Genomic DNA, 16,520 nt, shown 5'->3' on the forward strand with positions numbered 1-16,520 from the left:
GGCCCCTTAGTGAGCGGTTTCCGCGTGGCTCATGTCCATGCCTTCCATACCTTCGTGCGCGCTATGCTCGCCTTCAGGCTGGGTCATGTCCATGCTCTTGCCGTGATCCATAAATTTGCCAATAACGTCTTTGAACAAATCAGGTTTCACGTTAGAGAAGTACTCCACCTTGTTGTATTCGCTAGGTGCAGCCACTTTTTCGAACGCCGCCATGTCAGACATGGTGTTTGGAGACTGCTTCGCTTTTGCAACCCACTGGTCGAAAGCGGCACGGTCCGGCGTCGCAATAGCTTTGAACTTCATACCTGAGAAGCCCGGGCCGCTATAGCTGGCGGAGATACCATCATAGGTGCCTGCTTCATTCGCGATCAGGTGCAGGTTGGTCTGCATACCAGCCATCGCGTAAATCTGGCTACCCAGACGTGGGATGAAGAAGGAGTTCATTACGGAGTTGGAGGTCACTTTGAACTGAACCGGAGTGTTCGCCGGGAAGGCGATTTCATTCACGGTAGCAATGCCCTGCTCTGGATAGATGAAGAACCATTTCCAGTCCATGGAGACCACTTCGATGGTAATTGGTTTTTCATCGTGAACCAGCGGTTTGCTTGGCTCAAGTGCGTGAGTGGTTTTCCAGGTCAGCACAGCGAGGAACAGGATGATCAGAATAGGAACCGTCCAGACCACAGCTTCCACTTTATTGGAGTGTGACCAGTTAGGGCTATACTTCGCATCTTTATTGCTCGCACGATACTTCCAGGCGAAACCAACAGCCATCAAAATGGCTGGAATAACCACAATCAACATCAGGCCAAATGCCGTCAGTATCAGTGAACGTTGTTCCAGTCCAATCTGTCCTTTGGGGTCAAGTAGTGCAGAATCGCAGCCACTGAGTAATACAGTGCCTGCGAATAATGACAACCATCCCAAACTTTTATTGTATTTCCTGAGTCTCATTTAACGACCTCAATTCCACGGGAGTCTGGTGGCGTTTAAAGTGTGGGGGCATTTTACGGGAAGGTTACATTACTGTAAACATCATTAGGCCTGTGTCAGGAAGGTGTTACCGGGTTCTGCCGCACGTGTCACAAGTGTTGCAAATTATGTCGGTTTTTATGACCGAAGCCGCATGGCATGGGCTTTATAACGAAAGGACCCCCAAGCATACTCTAAAAGGGGCAATTGGTATAACCATTGTTAAAAATAAACAAAAAATTAACAATTAATTATCAATAAAAAGACAATTAAAAAACGAAAATTCAATCTTTCCCAAGCTGAATCGTTTAATGAAAAATAGCCTGAAAGAAATGGCTCCAATAATTTCCGAATCCTATCCCGCACAAAACAACAAATATTTTTTTTAGCGTTTGTCGGTTATTTCACCGTTATAATTTCGGCCGGTGATTACAACGGGAAATAACCTTTCGCTTTTATCTTCAGGTTGTCTGCGTTTTACGCAGAGCCAGAAAATCGAGCAGCCCACCGAGCAGGATCCCGACGACCGCCAGCAGGGCGCCGACATCGAGGAGAAGGGCTTCAAGAGGAAGCACCAGGGGGGTAGTGGCATTGATGATAAGCACCACGAGCCATAACCCCAGCGCCAGACATCCCACCATTAACAGGCGTAGCGCAAAACGGTAGGCGCGCTGATATTCCGTTCGCGGCATAAAGTGTTCTGTTCGCTGGGTATATTCCAGCGTCTGGCGGCAGACCAGCAACAATAAAATGCCTGGCACGGCTGCAACCACGGAGAAGAGATAAAACGTTGGCCAACCGTGCGCTTCAACAAACCAACCGGCAATCGGCCCCACATATACGCGGCCCACGGCAGAAAGCGCCGAGAGCAGGGCGAACTGCGTTGCAGAAAACGACTTGTTGCAGAGCGTCATCAGCAGGGCGACAAACGCCGCGGTACCCATTCCGCCACACAGGTTCTCAAAGAACACTGCTGCCGCCATGCTAATCATATGTTTATCGGTAATCGACAGCAGCCAGTAACCCGCGTTAGACGCCCCCTGCAGAATGCCGAAGATCAGCAATGCCCGGAACAAGGTCAGGCGCTGCATCAACACCCCGCCGTAAAGTGCGCCGACGATAGTGGCAAAGAGCCCGAGGGTTTTGTTAACCACTCCCACTTCACCGGCATCGAACCCGACGCCGCGGATCAGGAACGTGGTGGTCAGGCTCATCGCGAAGGCATCACCCAGCTTATAAAGGACGATGAGCAGCAGGATCAGCCAGGCATTGTTGCGGCCAAAGAAATCACGCAGCGGTTCGGCAACGGCCTGCTCCAGAGAACGGGGGACCGGGATCACGTCGCTCGGTTCAGGGGCGAGGAGGGTGGCAATAATGCACGGGATCAGCAGGGCGGCCATCAGCCAGTACATGCCCTGCCAGCCCAGATAGCGGTCAGCCAGCCACAGCGCCAGCCCACCAGATACCAGCATGCCGAGGCGATAGCCCAGCACGCTGATGGCCGCACCGGCTCCACGCTCTTCTGCGGGTAACACGTCCGTTTTCCAGGCATCAAACACGATATCCTGTGACGCGGAACAGAAGGCGATCACCACCGCAAGCGCCGCCATCCAGCGAAGCTGTGTCGACGGCTCAAGGAATCCCATGGCGGCAATGGCCAGCAACAGCAGGACCTGCGTCATCACCAACCAGCCACGACGACGGCCCAGGAACGGCGGGGTGTAGCGATCCATCACCGGCGACCACAGGAACTTAAAGACATACGCCTGGCCGACGAGCGAGAAGAAGCCAATGGTTTTGAGATCGATATTCTCAACCGTCATCCAGGCCTGCAATGTGCCGGAAGTGAGCGCGAGGGGTAAACCGGAGGCAAAGCCAAGGATCAGCAGAATGGCTGATTTGGGTTGCTGGAAAATGCGTAAGTAATGACTGGACATGTTCTTAAAAACTGACCCGGTAAAACACCGGGTCAGTCAGCAGGATTAACGCGCGTTTTGCTTGATAAAGTCGTGAATGCTGGTGTCCTGCGCCATATCGGCGATGGTATCGGTCAGCACGCTGTTTACGGCGTTCGCAATGTTCTGGTTAGAGGCCTGGAAAGCACCTTCTACGGAGTAGCTGGCGCGATAGTTTTTGGTCATCTTGTTGCCGTTCTTCGCGGTAGCGATGATGGCGATGTCCGCTTTGGTGGAGATGTTGTAGCGTACGTTACCCTGGGAAACGTCAGCGTACAGGTTGTTAACGATGATCTGCAGATCAACCGCGCCGCTTGGGCCAATCATGTAACCACGAGAGGTCATCTGTTTCTCCAGCACTTCCTGCAGCAGGAAACGCAGGTCACGGGAAGCGGTCAACGTCACCAGCTGGTTGTCGCGGGTCACTTTCGCCAGGGCCTGATCCTGACGCTGATCGGCACCGTTAATGCTCACGGTCACGCCCATCAGGCTTGGATCCTGCTGAGGCAGCGTGATTTTTGGTGAGACATCAATAGTTGTTGGCGGGGTAGCGCAGCCTGCCAGCATAAAGAGGGCTACCAACGGAAAGAAGAGTTTTTTTAACATTTTCGGGTTCTCAACGAATCGTAAGCATATAGAGAGAAAAATTGCCGCCATCATAACATCGCTAACGGCTAGGGGAAGTGGTCAACGCATGTAAATTCATCGCCTTGTCTGAAAACTGACCAGTTCGCCCTTTTTCTCAACCTGTGTGTGACAAAACGTATGAGCCTCACAGTGAACTTCATTCGTTTGAATGAGAAAATAAGACGAAAGCTAAATATTTGTTGTCTTGTTGTAATGGAACCGGTAAAAGCGGCTAACATTTAAAGGGATGGGTGACATCTTGGCGTTGTCGGAGGAGTAATTTCATGATGATACGTGAGCAGATAGAAGATAAATTAAGGGCAGCGTTCAACCCTGTGTTCCTCGAAGTCGTCGACGAAAGCTATCGTCATAACGTGCCGGCAGGTTCTGAAAGCCACTTCAAAGTGGTTCTGGTTAGCGATCGCTTCACGGGAGAACGTTTCCTGAACCGACACCGCTTGATCTACAGCACCTTGACGGAAGAACTCTCCACAACCGTACATGCGCTGGCATTGCATACCTACACCATTAAGGAGTGGGAAGGCTTGCAGGATACGGTTTTTGCATCCCCGCCTTGTCGCGGTGCAGGCACCATCGCCTGATAAATCGGATTTGCAACCGCTGGAGTTTTTCCAGTATGTTGCTTACAGATTTCCTCAAAACGGCCTTCGGGCCGTTTTGTTTTGTCTGAGTTTTGAGCGGATGGTGCGATTTTAAGGCTAAAAATAGCCTTAAAGTGTGAAAAAAGCCGCAGCAACATGCCCCAACCGTTCTCGACTCACCTAAGTGATGCCGCTATAATGCCGCGTCTTATTGAATGTCTTCGGGATGATTCTGGCGACAGGGAATGTGAATCTGCACTAAGAGAGCATCCCGGTAAAACAGACAGATTCAGAGTTGACCGAGCACTGTGATTTTTTTGAGGTAACAAGATGCAAGTTTCAGTTGAAACCACTCAAGGCCTTGGCCGCCGTGTAACGATTACTATCGCTGCTGACAGCATCGAAACTGCTGTGAAAAGCGAGCTGGTCAACGTAGCAAAAAAAGTACGTATTGACGGCTTCCGTAAGGGCAAAGTACCAATGAATGTTGTTGCTCAGCGTTATGGCGCTTCCGTGCGTCAGGATGTGCTGGGTGAACTGATGAGCCGCAACTTTATCGATGCGATCATCAAAGAAAAGATCAATCCGGCCGGTGCGCCGAACTACGTTCCAGGCGAATACAAACTGGGCGAAGACTTCACCTACTCTGTAGAGTTCGAAGTGTATCCGGAAGTAGAACTGAAAGGTCTGGAATCTATCGAAGTTGAAAAACCGATTGTTTCCGTGACCGACGAAGATGTTGACGGCATGCTGGATACCCTGCGTAAGCAGCAGGCTAACTGGAAAGAGAAAGAAGGCGCTGTTGACGCTGAAGACCGCGTCACCATCGACTTCACCGGTTCTGTAGACGGCGAAGAGTTCGAAGGCGGCAAAGCGACTGACTTCGTACTGGCAATGGGTCAGGGTCGTATGATCCCGGGCTTCGAAGACGGTATCAAAGGCCACAAAGCGGGCGAAGAGTTCACCATCGACGTGACCTTCCCTGAAGAGTACCACGCTGAAAACCTGAAAGGTAAAGCAGCGAAGTTCGTCATCAACCTGAAGAAAGTGGAAGAGCGCGAACTGCCAGAACTGACTGAAGAATTCATCAAGCGTTTCGGCGTGGAAGATGGTTCTGTTGCCGGTCTGCGTACTGAAGTACGTAAAAACATGGAACGCGAGCTGAACGGTGCTGTGCGTAACCGTGTGAAATCTCAGGCTATTGAAGGCCTGGTGAAGGCGAACGAAATCGACGTTCCAGCTGCGCTGATCGACAGCGAAATCGACGTACTGCGTCGTCAGGCTGCACAGCGTTTCGGTGGCAACCAGCAGCAAGCGATGGAACTGCCACGCGAGCTGTTCGAAGAGCAGGCAAAACGCCGCGTTGTTGTTGGTCTGCTGCTGGGCGAAGTGATTCGTACCCACGAGCTGAAAGCTGACGAAGAGCGTGTGAAAGGCCTGATCGAAGAGATGGCTTCTGCATACGAAGATCCATCAGAAGTTATCGAGTTCTACGGTAAGAACAAAGAGCTGATGGACAACATGCGCAATGTTGCCCTGGAAGAGCAGGCTGTTGAAGCGGTACTGGCGAAAGCGAAAGTGACCGAAAAAGTGACCTCTTTCAACGAACTGATGAACCAGCAGGCGTAATTTCGCCCCGAAGGTTTAAAGTTTGAACAAAAACCCGTTGCCTTCCGGCAACGGGTTTTTTTTATCGCACCAATAGCCCAGGAAGGGTGCTAAAACGCCCTTTCGGTGTTAGCGTAACAACAAAAGGTTGTTATGCTTGAAATAGGGCAATGTAAACCCCATAAGTGTGTAATCAGATGAATGAGACTGGCTGATAATCCGTCCGTAAGGTTACAATCAGTACAGCAGGTGTTTTCAATTTTGATCCAGGAGACGGAAATGTCATACAGTGGCGAACGAGATAACTTTGCACCCCATATGGCTCTGGTGCCAATGGTTATTGAACAGACCTCACGTGGTGAGCGTTCTTTTGATATCTATTCCCGTCTGCTCAAGGAACGCGTTATCTTTCTGACCGGCCAGGTGGAAGACCACATGGCGAACCTGATCGTGGCGCAGATGCTGTTTCTGGAAGCGGAAAACCCGGAAAAAGACATTTACCTGTACATTAACTCCCCAGGCGGCGTGATTACGGCAGGTATGTCCATTTATGACACCATGCAATTCATCAAGCCTGATGTGAGCACTATCTGTATGGGTCAGGCAGCATCTATGGGTGCCTTCCTGTTAACCGCAGGGGCAAAAGGCAAACGTTTCTGCCTGCCGAATTCCCGTGTGATGATTCACCAGCCGCTGGGTGGTTACCAGGGGCAGGCGACGGATATCGAAATCCACGCCCGCGAAATTCTGAAAGTAAAAGCGCGCATGAATGAACTTATGGCGCAGCATACGGGTCAATCTCTTGAGCAGATCGAGCGCGATACCGAGCGCGATCGCTTCCTCTCTGCTTCAGAGGCTGTTGAGTACGGCTTAGTCGACTCCATTTTGACCCATCGTAATTGATGCCCGCGACGCGAGTGTGCCGCTATACTAAGGTAAAGCGGCACTCTGCTTGAGAGCAGCTTGCGTCTGAAAATGGCATTTGCGTCGTCATGTGCGGCACAAAGAACTTAAAAAGAGGTTTGGACTCATGACAGATAAACGCAAAGATGGTTCGGGCAAACTGCTGTACTGCTCTTTTTGCGGCAAAAGCCAGCATGAAGTGCGTAAACTGATTGCCGGGCCGTCCGTGTATATCTGCGACGAATGTGTTGATTTATGTAATGACATCATTCGCGAAGAGATTAAAGAAGTAGCGCCTCACCGTGAGCGTAGCGCGCTGCCGACACCGCATGAAATTCGTCATCATCTGGACGACTATGTCATCGGTCAGGAGCAGGCTAAGAAAGTGCTGGCGGTAGCGGTATATAACCACTACAAACGCCTGCGTAACGGTGATACCAGCAATGGCGTTGAGCTGGGTAAAAGTAACATTCTGCTGATCGGCCCGACCGGTTCCGGTAAAACGCTGCTGGCTGAAACGCTTGCACGCCTGCTGGATGTGCCGTTCACCATGGCGGATGCCACCACCCTGACCGAGGCCGGTTACGTGGGTGAAGATGTGGAAAACATCATCCAGAAACTGCTGCAGAAGTGCGATTACGACGTACAGAAAGCCCAGCGCGGGATCGTCTATATCGATGAGATCGACAAGATCTCCCGTAAATCAGACAACCCGTCTATCACCCGTGACGTATCAGGGGAAGGTGTACAGCAGGCATTGCTGAAGCTGATCGAAGGGACCGTTGCCGCAGTGCCCCCGCAGGGTGGCCGTAAACATCCGCAGCAGGAGTTCCTGCAGGTTGATACCTCCAAGATCCTGTTCATCTGTGGCGGTGCTTTCGCCGGTCTGGATAAAGTTATCTCCCACCGTGTTGAAACCGGCTCAGGCATTGGTTTTGGCGCAACGGTGAAGGCCAAATCCGAGAAAGCGAACGAAGGCGAACTGCTGTCTCAGGTTGAACCAGAAGATCTGATCAAGTTTGGTCTGATCCCAGAATTCATTGGGCGTCTGCCGGTTGTGGCTACGCTGAATGAACTGAGTGAAGAAGCGCTGATCCAGATTCTGAAAGAGCCGAAAAACGCGCTGACCAAGCAGTATCAGGCGCTGTTTAACCTGGAAGGCGTTGAGCTGGAATTCCGTGATGAAGCGCTGGATGCAATTGCGAAGAAAGCGATGATCCGTAAAACCGGTGCCCGTGGTCTGCGTTCCATCGTTGAAGCGGCGCTGCTTGATACCATGTACGACCTGCCTTCCATGGAAGATGTCGAAAAAGTGGTTATCGACGAGTCCGTTATCGGTGGTCAAAGCAAGCCGCTGCTGATTTACGGGAAACCGGAAGCGCAGCAGGCATCTGGCGAATAATTCACCAAATCATACAAGCAGTTAATCAAAAAGGGGGGATTTTATCTCCCCTTTACTTTTTCCGTATTCATGGCGTTGAATGTGTGGGAAACATCCCCATATACTGGATTACATGTTAATGGTTGTGTGAAGCACAGTTACATGACCAGTTTACCTGGCGGACACTAAACTAAGAGAGAGCTCTATGAATCCTGAGCGTTCTGAACGCATTGAAATCCCCGTATTGCCGTTGCGCGATGTGGTGGTTTATCCGCACATGGTCATACCCTTATTTGTAGGGCGGGAAAAATCTATCCGTTGCCTCGAAGCCGCCATGGATCATGATAAAAAAATCATGTTGGTTGCGCAGAAGGAAGCTTCGACGGATGAGCCGGGTGTAAACGATCTTTTCACCGTCGGGACCGTGGCCTCTATTTTGCAGATGCTGAAGCTGCCTGACGGCACCGTAAAGGTGCTGGTAGAAGGCCTGCAGCGTGCGCGTATTACCACCCTGTCTGACAATGGCGAACATTTCTCTGCCAAGGCAGAGTACCTTGATTCGCCTCAGCTTGATGAGCGCGAGCAGGAAGTGCTGGTGCGCACCGCGATTAGCCAGTTTGAAGGCTATATCAAGCTGAACAAGAAAATCCCACCAGAAGTGCTGACGTCGCTGAACAGCATCGACGATCCCGCACGTCTGGCGGACACCATCGCAGCGCATATGCCGCTGAAGCTGGCGGACAAACAGTCCGTGCTGGAGATGTCCGACGTTAATGAACGTCTGGAATATCTGATGGCGATGATGGAGTCTGAAATCGATCTGCTGCAGGTTGAGAAGCGTATTCGCAACCGCGTGAAAAAGCAGATGGAAAAATCGCAGCGTGAGTACTATCTGAATGAGCAAATGAAAGCCATTCAGAAAGAACTCGGCGAGATGGACGACGCGCCGGACGAAAACGAAGCGCTGAAGCGTAAGATCGACGCGGCAAAAATGCCGAAAGAGGCCAAAGAGAAAGCGGAAGCTGAACTGCAGAAGCTGAAAATGATGTCTCCGATGTCGGCTGAAGCGACGGTGGTGCGTGGCTACATCGAGTGGATGGTTCAGGTGCCGTGGAACGCCCGCAGCAAGGTCAAAAAAGACCTGCGTCAGGCGCAGGAGATCCTGGATACCGACCACTACGGCCTGGAGCGTGTTAAAGACCGCATCCTTGAGTACCTCGCGGTACAAAGCCGTGTAAACAAACTGAAAGGCCCAATCCTCTGTCTGGTTGGACCGCCAGGGGTAGGTAAAACCTCTCTGGGTCAGTCCATTGCGAAAGCGACCGGACGTAAATATATCCGTATGGCGCTGGGTGGCGTACGCGACGAAGCGGAAATCCGCGGCCACCGTCGTACCTACATCGGTTCTATGCCGGGTAAATTGATCCAGAAGATGGCGAAAGTAGGGGTTAAAAACCCACTGTTCCTGCTCGATGAGATCGACAAAATGTCGTCGGATATGCGTGGCGATCCGGCCTCGGCTCTGCTGGAAGTGCTTGATCCAGAACAGAACGTGGCGTTCAGCGATCACTACCTGGAAGTGGACTACGATCTGAGCGATGTGATGTTCGTGGCGACCTCCAACTCCATGAACATTCCGGCTCCGCTGCTGGATCGTATGGAAGTGATCCGTCTGTCTGGTTATACCGAAGACGAGAAGCTGAATATTGCGAAGCAGCATCTGCTGCCAAAACAGATTGAGCGTAACGCACTGAAAGCCAACGAACTGACCGTCGAAGACAGCGCGATTATCGGCATCATTCGCTACTACACTCGCGAAGCGGGCGTGCGTAGCCTTGAGCGTGAAATCTCGAAACTGTGCCGTAAGGCGGTGAAACAGCTGCTGCTGGATAAGAGCCTGAAGCACATCACCATTAACGGCGACAATCTGCATGCCTATCTGGGCGTTCAGCGTTTCGACTATGGTCGTGCGGACAACGAAAACCGCGTGGGTCAGGTCACCGGTCTGGCATGGACGGAAGTGGGCGGCGATCTGCTGACCATCGAAACCGCCTGTGTGCCAGGTAAAGGTAAGCTGACCTACACCGGTTCTCTGGGTGAAGTCATGCAGGAGTCCATCCAGGCGGCCTTGACCGTGGTTCGCGCACGTGCGGAGAAACTGGGGATCAACCCGGATTTCTACGAAAAACGCGACATTCACGTTCACGTCCCGGAAGGGGCAACGCCGAAAGATGGCCCAAGCGCCGGTATCGCGATGTGTACCGCGCTGGTCTCCTGTCTCACAGGTAACCCGGTGCGTGCTGATGTCGCAATGACCGGTGAAATTACCCTGCGTGGTCAGGTTCTGCCAATTGGTGGGTTAAAAGAAAAACTGCTGGCGGCACATCGTGGTGGGATCAAAACCGTATTGATTCCTTACGAAAATAAACGCGATCTGGAAGAAATTCCGGACAACGTGATTGCCGATCTGCAGATCCATCCTGTTAAGCGAATTGAGGAGGTTCTTACTCTCGCATTGCAGAATGAACCCTCCGGAATGCAGGTTGTGACCGCAAAATAGTGACCTCGCGCAAAGAGCGTCAATAAAAACAAGGCTGGTAAGTCATTTCGCACTTGCCAGCCTTTTTTTGTATAGCTAATTTAGATTGCTGATTAGGTCAGCCATCAACAACGGGTGTTGTAAGGTCATGGCAGGCCTGATATAACTGCTGCGCGGTCGCGTTGTGAAGGATTCAGGCGCGATATAAATTATAAAGAGAGGAAGAGAACAGTGAATAAATCTCAACTGATTGACAAAATTGCTGCTGGTGCTGATATTTCTAAAGCTGCAGCTGGACGTGCGTTAGATGCATTAATTGCTTCTGTTACTGAATCTCTGCAGGCTGGGGACGACGTTGCACTGGTAGGCTTCGGTACTTTTGCTGTTAAAGAGCGTGCTGCCCGTACTGGCCGCAACCCTCAGACCGGTAAAGAGATCACCATTGCTGCCGCTAAAGTGCCGGGTTTCCGTGCAGGTAAAGCGCTGAAAGACGCAGTAAACTGATTGCTTTCCCGTTTCAGGGAAGCCGAAAAGTACAAGGGCGCATCATTTGATGTGCCTTTTTTATTTGTCCAGACCTGATTTGTGCGAGTTTATGCGAGTTGTGGGCTGACAATCGCCCCGTTTTCTTGTCACAATACGCCTTTACGCGCGACGGTCAGGATTTTCCGTTAGCGTCAGGTAACCAGTCACCTACAGCGGAGTGTTGTTACACCATGATGGACAGCTTACGCACGGCTGCTAACAGTCTCGTGCTCAAGATTATTTTCGGTATCATTATCGTGTCGTTCATATTGACCGGCGTGAGCAGTTACCTTATCGGCGGTGGCGCAAACTATGCCGCAAAAGTGAACGGCCAGGAAATCAGCCGCGGTCAGTTCGAGAACGCGTTTGCCGGTGAACGTAACCGTATGCAGCAACAGCTGGGCGACCAATTCTCAGAGCTGGCTGCGAACGAAGGATACATGAAAACCCTGCGCCAGCAGACGCTGAACCGCCTGATTGACGAAGCGCTCCTCGATCAATATGCCAAAAAACTGGGTCTGGGTATCAGCGATGAGCAGGTTAAAAAAGCCATCTTCTCGACTCAGGCTTTCCAGTCTAACGGCAAGTTCGACAACGCTCGCTATAACAGCATTGTGAATCAGATGGGCATGACGGCCGATCAATACGCGCAGGCGCTGCGTAACCAGCTGACGACGCAACAGCTCATCAATGCGGTGGTTGGTACTGATTTCATGCTCAAAGGTGAAACTGACGAACTGGCAGCCCTGGTGGCACAGCAGCGTGTTGTGCGTCAGGCGACCATCGATGTGAATGCGCTCGCGGCGAAGCAGCAGGTGAGCGACGCAGAGGTTAATGCCTGGTACGAGCAGAATAAAAACAGCTTTGTTGCACCTGAGCAGTTCCGCGTGAGCTATATCAAGCTGGATGCTGCTGCGTTGCAGGAAACCGCGACTGATGCAGAAATCCAGTCTTACTACGATCAGCATCAGGATCAGTTCACTCAGCCGCAGCGTAACCGCTACAGCGTGATTCAGACCAAAACCGAAGCCGATGCCAAAGCGGTGCTGGATGAGCTGAACAAAGGCGCAGATTTCGCCACCGTCGCGAAAGCAAAATCCACCGACATCATCTCTGCCAAAAATGGCGGCGATATGGGCTGGCTGGAAGCGGCGACTACGCCGGATGAGCTGAAAAATGCCGGTCTGAAAGACAAGGGCCAGCTGTCGGGTGTGATTAAATCGTCCGTTGGTTTCCTGGTTGCGCGTCTGGATGATATCGAAGCCGCTAAAACCAAACCACTGGCTGAGGTGCGTGATGATATCGCCGCCAAAGTGAAGCAGGAAAAAGCGCTTGATGCGTACTATGCTCTGCAGCAGAAAGTGAGCGATGCGGCGAGCAACGACAACGAATCTCTGGCCGGTGCAGAGCAGGCTGCTGGCGTGAAAGCGGTAGAGACCGGCTGGTTTGGCCGTGACAACCTGCCGGAAGAGCTGAACTTCAAACCGGTTTCGGATGCCATCTTCAACGGTGGTCTGGTGGGTGAGAACGGTACGCCGGGCAGCAACTCCGATATCATTACCGTTGACGGTGACCGTGCGTTTGTTCTGCGCGTGAGCGAGCACAAGCCTGAAGCGGTAAAACCGCTGGCGGAAGTGAAAGATCAGGTTGTGGCGCAGGTTAAACATAGCAAAGCGGAACAGCAGGCAAAACTGGATGCTGAGAAGATCCTGGCTGACCTGAAAGCCGGTAAAGAAGACGCCCTGAAAGCGGCGGGTCTGAGCTTCGGTGACGCGAAAACGCTGAGCCGTACCGGTCAGGACCCAATCAGCCAGGCTGTGTTTGGTCTGAGCCTGCCAGCGAAAGACAAACCGAGCTTCGGGACAACAACCGACATGCAGGGGAACGTCGTTCTGCTGGCGCTGGATGAAGTGAAAGCCGGCACCATGCCAGAAGCGCAAAAGAAAGCAATGGTTCAGGGTATCACCCAGAACAATGCCCAGATTGCTTTCGAAGCGATGATGAGCAACCTGCGTAAAGAAGCCAAAATCAAGCTGGGCGATGCCATCACTCAGCAGCAATAATTACGTATCTGCTCGCAGATTTTCGTAACGCTCTGCAAACCCTGAAGGCCGCTTTCGCGGCCTTTTCCATTTCTGCAAACGCATGTTTGAGCCTCTTTTGGCTGACGGCTATGGTGACGTGGCTGTCAACAAACAAGGAGATAACAGCATGAAATGTGGAATCAAAGCACTGCTAATCACACTGGCTATTACCACCACCGGAATGAGCGCAGGCGCACTGGCGGCGTCCCCCGCAGCCAAAACGCAGTCTGTACAGAGCAAAACGGACCCCGCTGCACAAGCATCTGCCCAAACTAAAGCCGCTGAACCTGGCAAAAGCACAGAGGACGACGGTACACGCGTCAGCATCAATACGGCCTCGGCTGAAGATCTCGCCCGCGTGATGAACGGCGTAGGGCTCAAAAAAGCGCAGGCTATCGTCAGCTACCGTGAAGAGTACGGCCCGTTTAAAACGGTTGACGACCTCAGGCAGGTTCCGGGGATGGGCAGTTCACTGGTTGAGCGCAACCTCTCACACCTGACGTTGTAATCTCAGTTTTACTTGCACAGCCGCAAAAGTTTGCCAGGATAAAGAGGTCATACCAGTCTTGACCTCTTATCCTATAACAACAGTAAAGGCTATTGCGCTATGCAGACAAAAATCAAAGTACGCGGTTTTCATCTTGATGTTTACCAGCACGTTAATAACGCCCGCTATCTCGAATTTCTTGAAGAGGCGCGCTGGGATGGGCTGGAAAACAGCGAAAGCTTTCAATGGCTGACCGCGCACAACATCGCGTTCGTGGTCGTCAACATCAATATCAACTACCGTCGCCCGGCCGTGCTGGGGGATGTGCTTACAGTGACCAGCCAGGTGCAACAGCTAAACGGGAAGAGCGGCGTGCTCAGTCAGGTCGTGACGCTGGATCCGGAAGGGCAGGTGGTAGCCGATGCGCTGATCACCTTCGTTTGTATCGATCTGAAAACGCAGAAAGCACTGCCGCTGGAAGGGGAGTTGCGGGAAAAGCTGGAGTTGATGATCGTGTGATTTTTGTCTTTTATAAAAGACAAAGTGTTTTTCTAGGGATAGAATAATGGACAGGGACTATGTTGTTGAGCGTTATCGGACCCGTGACGGCAAAGTGCCGTTTGAGGAGTGGATAACCAGGATGCGTAGAAAGGATCCGGAGACCGTTTTACGGATCCTTATGCGTATTAACCGTGCAATAAAGCATAATTTTGGTGATTACAAATACCTTAGAGAAGGTGTTTGGGAGATGCGAATTGATAGTGGTCCCGGTTACAGGATCTATTTTGCCGTAGAGCATCAGAGGGTCTTGTTGTTACTCATCGGTGGTGACAAGAAGAGTCAAAAACAAGATGTTAAACAGGCGGTAGATTTCTTGAAAGATCATCTATCTAAAGGAAAAACAGATGAGCACTTCTAAACGACACTATTCAAGTTCTGTTAACCATCACGATGCGGTTGTAAAAATGCTTCGTGAAAACCCTTCCTACGCTCAACTTTACCTGCAAATAGCACTGGAAGAAATTTATGAGGATCAGGGGATCCCTGCCTATCTCATTGCACTCCGCCAGGTCATCGAATCCCGCGGCGGCATAGGTGAAATTGCTGCCAAAGCAGGTCTTTCCCGCCAGCAGCTATACCGAACCTTGTCTGATAATGGCAATCCAACACTGACGACGCTAATGAAAGTCACGCGTGCTGCCGGTGTAAAACTGTTCGACAGCACGGTCAAATAACCCTATTTCAGCCCGGTTTTTTTCTGCATTGCGGCCATCACACCGGCTTTATCTGCCAGGTAGTGATTCAAGCCATTGGCACGCAGGTTACAGGCGGCGCACTGGCCGCATCCGTCGCCTTTAATGCCGTTGTAGCAGGTCAGGGTTTCGCTGCGAACCAGATCCAGTTTGCCCCAGTAGTCCGCCAGTGCCCAGGTTTCCGCTTTATCAAGCCACATTAGCGGCGTTTCAAAGCGCGTCTCCTTGGCCATCCCCAGATTTACCGCAAGATTAAGCGCTTTCACAAACTCGTCGCGGCAGTCCGGGTAACCGGAGAAGTCGGTTTCGCAAACGCCGGTGATCACCGCTTCGGCTTGCACCTGGTAGGCGTAGATGGCCGTCAGGGTCAGAAAAAGAATATTACGGCCCGGCACAAAGGTATTGGGAATACCGCTGGCGTCAGGTTTGTAATCAGGAACAGGAATACTGTCGCGAGTGAGGCTGCTGACGGCCAGTTCGTTTAACAGCGTGACGTCCAGCACCTTATGCGCGCGTGCGCCCAGTTTCAGCGCCAGTTCGCGGGCAACGTCGATTTCAGCGCGATGGCGCTGGCCATAATCGAAAGTGACACAATGCACTTCATCGTACTGGTGAAGCGCCTGAACCAGGCAGGTAGTGGAATCTTGTCCTCCGCTGAACACGACGACGGCACGTTTCATAAATCATCTCGACAGTTACGGTAAAAACATTATGTTACCGTCTGACTTCGGCGACGACCAGCTTCTTCACGACCGGGGGGCTGGAAGCCAGGCTTCAGTGAAATCAAACCAGCCACGGGTATTCAGTCGTATTCCGTTTACTCCCGGTGGCGCGCTAATTTGATACTGGTAGTTAAACAGGGGCGTCAGCACCGCATTATCCATCAGCCGGGTAAAGATGGCTCTCAGGCCAGCGTGTCTTGCCTGCTCATCGGCCTGAGTCTGAACGGCATCCAGCGTGGCTTGCAGATGCGCAACTTGCGGCGCGCTTAGCAGATGCGGCCAGAGGGTATCGCACCGAAGCCACTGTTCAAGTGTATACTCCGGCGCTTCGCCAATCAGCCTGTCTCCCATCATCATGTCCGCATCGGCAAGCTGCGGACATCCGTCCCACGTCTTCGCATCGTGAAAGATAACGGTCAGTTCGCAGCCCTGCTGCGCAAGATACTGTTTTAGCTGGTTTGCCATGGTGTGTAACTCAACGGGCAAATGGTAGACGAGGGTTAACGCTGCCGGTAAAGAAACGTGCGTTAAGTCCGGCCACCGGGGAATAGGCAGGCCTGGAAGCAGCTCTTCTGTTGGTGTAATCAACCCTTCGTTCAGCGGGAGCGTATGCAGCAGCGTTGAGAGATGGATGATATTGATCAGCCGCCGAGCCTGCAGTGCATTCATCTGGTCGCTCTGTTTCAGGGTGAGATAACAGAAGCCCAGGCTGGTGCTGTTACTTACCAGCCGCAGGCTCTCCAGTTCATCAGGCTCGCCAATGGCAATCTGCACCGGATGACGGCAGCTGGTCCCCAGTCCGTAATCAAATAGCGTCGGCGTGATCCAGTATTCAATCGCCTTGATCAGCGGGTGGTTAAGA

At 52.0% G+C, this 16,520-nt stretch carries 15 protein-coding genes and 1 pseudogene; 11 read left to right on the top strand and 5 right to left on the bottom strand.

What is annotated here, in order from left to right; genetic code table 11:
- Positions 1-6 precede the first annotated feature (6 nt).
- From cyoA to PUZ33_RS19305, 3 genes are all read right to left on the bottom strand, one after another.
- Positions 7-954, bottom strand: coding sequence for a cytochrome o ubiquinol oxidase subunit II (gene cyoA / locus PUZ33_RS19295; protein ID WP_013095851.1), 948 nt, complete (start codon positions 952-954; stop codon positions 7-9).
- Between the two features lie 479 nt (positions 955-1,433).
- Positions 1,434-2,909 (bottom strand): muropeptide MFS transporter AmpG, encoded by a 1,476-nt coding sequence (ampG, locus tag PUZ33_RS19300; protein WP_038985373.1) that lies wholly within the window; start codon positions 2,907-2,909, stop codon positions 1,434-1,436.
- Positions 2,910-2,954: 45 nt separating this feature from the next.
- Complete coding sequence (locus tag PUZ33_RS19305; RefSeq protein ID WP_013095854.1) at positions 2,955-3,533, bottom strand: lipoprotein; 579 nt, start codon at positions 3,531-3,533, stop codon at positions 2,955-2,957.
- A gap of 305 nt (positions 3,534-3,838) precedes the next feature.
- Here PUZ33_RS19305 and bolA point away from each other — a divergent pair, with 305 nt between their 5' ends.
- From bolA to PUZ33_RS19360, 11 genes are all read left to right on the top strand, one after another.
- Positions 3,839-4,156 (top strand): transcriptional regulator BolA, encoded by a 318-nt coding sequence (bolA, locus tag PUZ33_RS19310; protein ID WP_013095855.1) that lies wholly within the window; start codon positions 3,839-3,841, stop codon positions 4,154-4,156.
- 330 nt (positions 4,157-4,486) lie between these two features.
- The gene (gene tig, locus PUZ33_RS19315; RefSeq protein ID WP_058681180.1) at positions 4,487-5,785 is read left to right on the top strand and encodes a trigger factor; all 1,299 of its coding nucleotides are present in this window, start codon (positions 4,487-4,489) and stop codon (positions 5,783-5,785) included.
- A 258-nt stretch (positions 5,786-6,043) separates the two neighbouring features.
- Positions 6,044-6,667: an ATP-dependent Clp endopeptidase proteolytic subunit ClpP gene (gene clpP, locus PUZ33_RS19320; protein ID WP_013095857.1), complete on the top strand. Its 624-nt coding sequence runs from the start codon at positions 6,044-6,046 to the stop codon at positions 6,665-6,667.
- A gap of 127 nt (positions 6,668-6,794) precedes the next feature.
- Positions 6,795-8,069 carry an ATP-dependent protease ATP-binding subunit ClpX gene (gene clpX, locus PUZ33_RS19325; protein ID WP_013095858.1) on the top strand — a complete coding sequence of 425 codons (1,275 nt, stop codon included), beginning with the start codon at positions 6,795-6,797 and terminating at the stop codon, positions 8,067-8,069.
- Between the two features lie 184 nt (positions 8,070-8,253).
- On the top strand, positions 8,254-10,608 hold the full coding sequence (gene lon / locus PUZ33_RS19330; protein WP_013095859.1) for an endopeptidase La: 2,355 nt from the start codon (positions 8,254-8,256) through the stop codon (positions 10,606-10,608).
- Between the two features lie 210 nt (positions 10,609-10,818).
- Positions 10,819-11,091, top strand: coding sequence for a nucleoid-associated protein HU-beta (gene hupB / locus PUZ33_RS19335; RefSeq protein ID WP_002444653.1), 273 nt, complete (start codon positions 10,819-10,821; stop codon positions 11,089-11,091).
- 212 nt (positions 11,092-11,303) lie between these two features.
- Complete coding sequence (ppiD, locus tag PUZ33_RS19340; RefSeq protein WP_038418799.1) at positions 11,304-13,175, top strand: peptidylprolyl isomerase; 1,872 nt, start codon at positions 11,304-11,306, stop codon at positions 13,173-13,175.
- A gap of 148 nt (positions 13,176-13,323) precedes the next feature.
- Positions 13,324-13,704 (top strand): helix-hairpin-helix domain-containing protein, encoded by a 381-nt coding sequence (locus tag PUZ33_RS19345; protein ID WP_252107641.1) that lies wholly within the window; start codon positions 13,324-13,326, stop codon positions 13,702-13,704.
- Positions 13,705-13,803: 99 nt separating this feature from the next.
- Complete coding sequence (locus PUZ33_RS19350; protein ID WP_014830880.1) at positions 13,804-14,202, top strand: YbgC/FadM family acyl-CoA thioesterase; 399 nt, start codon at positions 13,804-13,806, stop codon at positions 14,200-14,202.
- Between the two features lie 46 nt (positions 14,203-14,248).
- Positions 14,249-14,602 carry a type II toxin-antitoxin system RelE/ParE family toxin gene (locus PUZ33_RS19355; RefSeq protein ID WP_020686128.1) on the top strand — a complete coding sequence of 118 codons (354 nt, stop codon included), beginning with the start codon at positions 14,249-14,251 and terminating at the stop codon, positions 14,600-14,602.
- On the top strand, positions 14,589-14,918 hold the full coding sequence (locus tag PUZ33_RS19360) for an addiction module antidote protein (protein ID WP_013095863.1): 330 nt from the start codon (positions 14,589-14,591) through the stop codon (positions 14,916-14,918). The genes PUZ33_RS19355 and PUZ33_RS19360 overlap by 14 nt, the downstream gene beginning before the upstream one ends.
- A 2-nt stretch (positions 14,919-14,920) precedes the next feature.
- On the opposite strand, the gene queC is transcribed toward PUZ33_RS19360, so the two are convergent.
- Both queC and PUZ33_RS19370 read right to left on the bottom strand, forming a co-directional pair.
- Positions 14,921-15,616: a 7-cyano-7-deazaguanine synthase QueC gene (gene queC, locus PUZ33_RS19365; RefSeq protein WP_252107642.1), complete on the bottom strand. Its 696-nt coding sequence runs from the start codon at positions 15,614-15,616 to the stop codon at positions 14,921-14,923.
- 66 nt (positions 15,617-15,682) lie between these two features.
- Positions 15,683-16,520 (bottom strand): annotated as a pseudogene (locus PUZ33_RS19370) (SgrR family transcriptional regulator); the annotation flags it as partial.

The organism is Enterobacter cloacae complex sp. 2022EL-00981, from assembly GCF_028737495.1.
GTDB classification, from domain to species: Bacteria; Pseudomonadota; Gammaproteobacteria; order Enterobacterales; family Enterobacteriaceae; genus Enterobacter; species Enterobacter cloacae.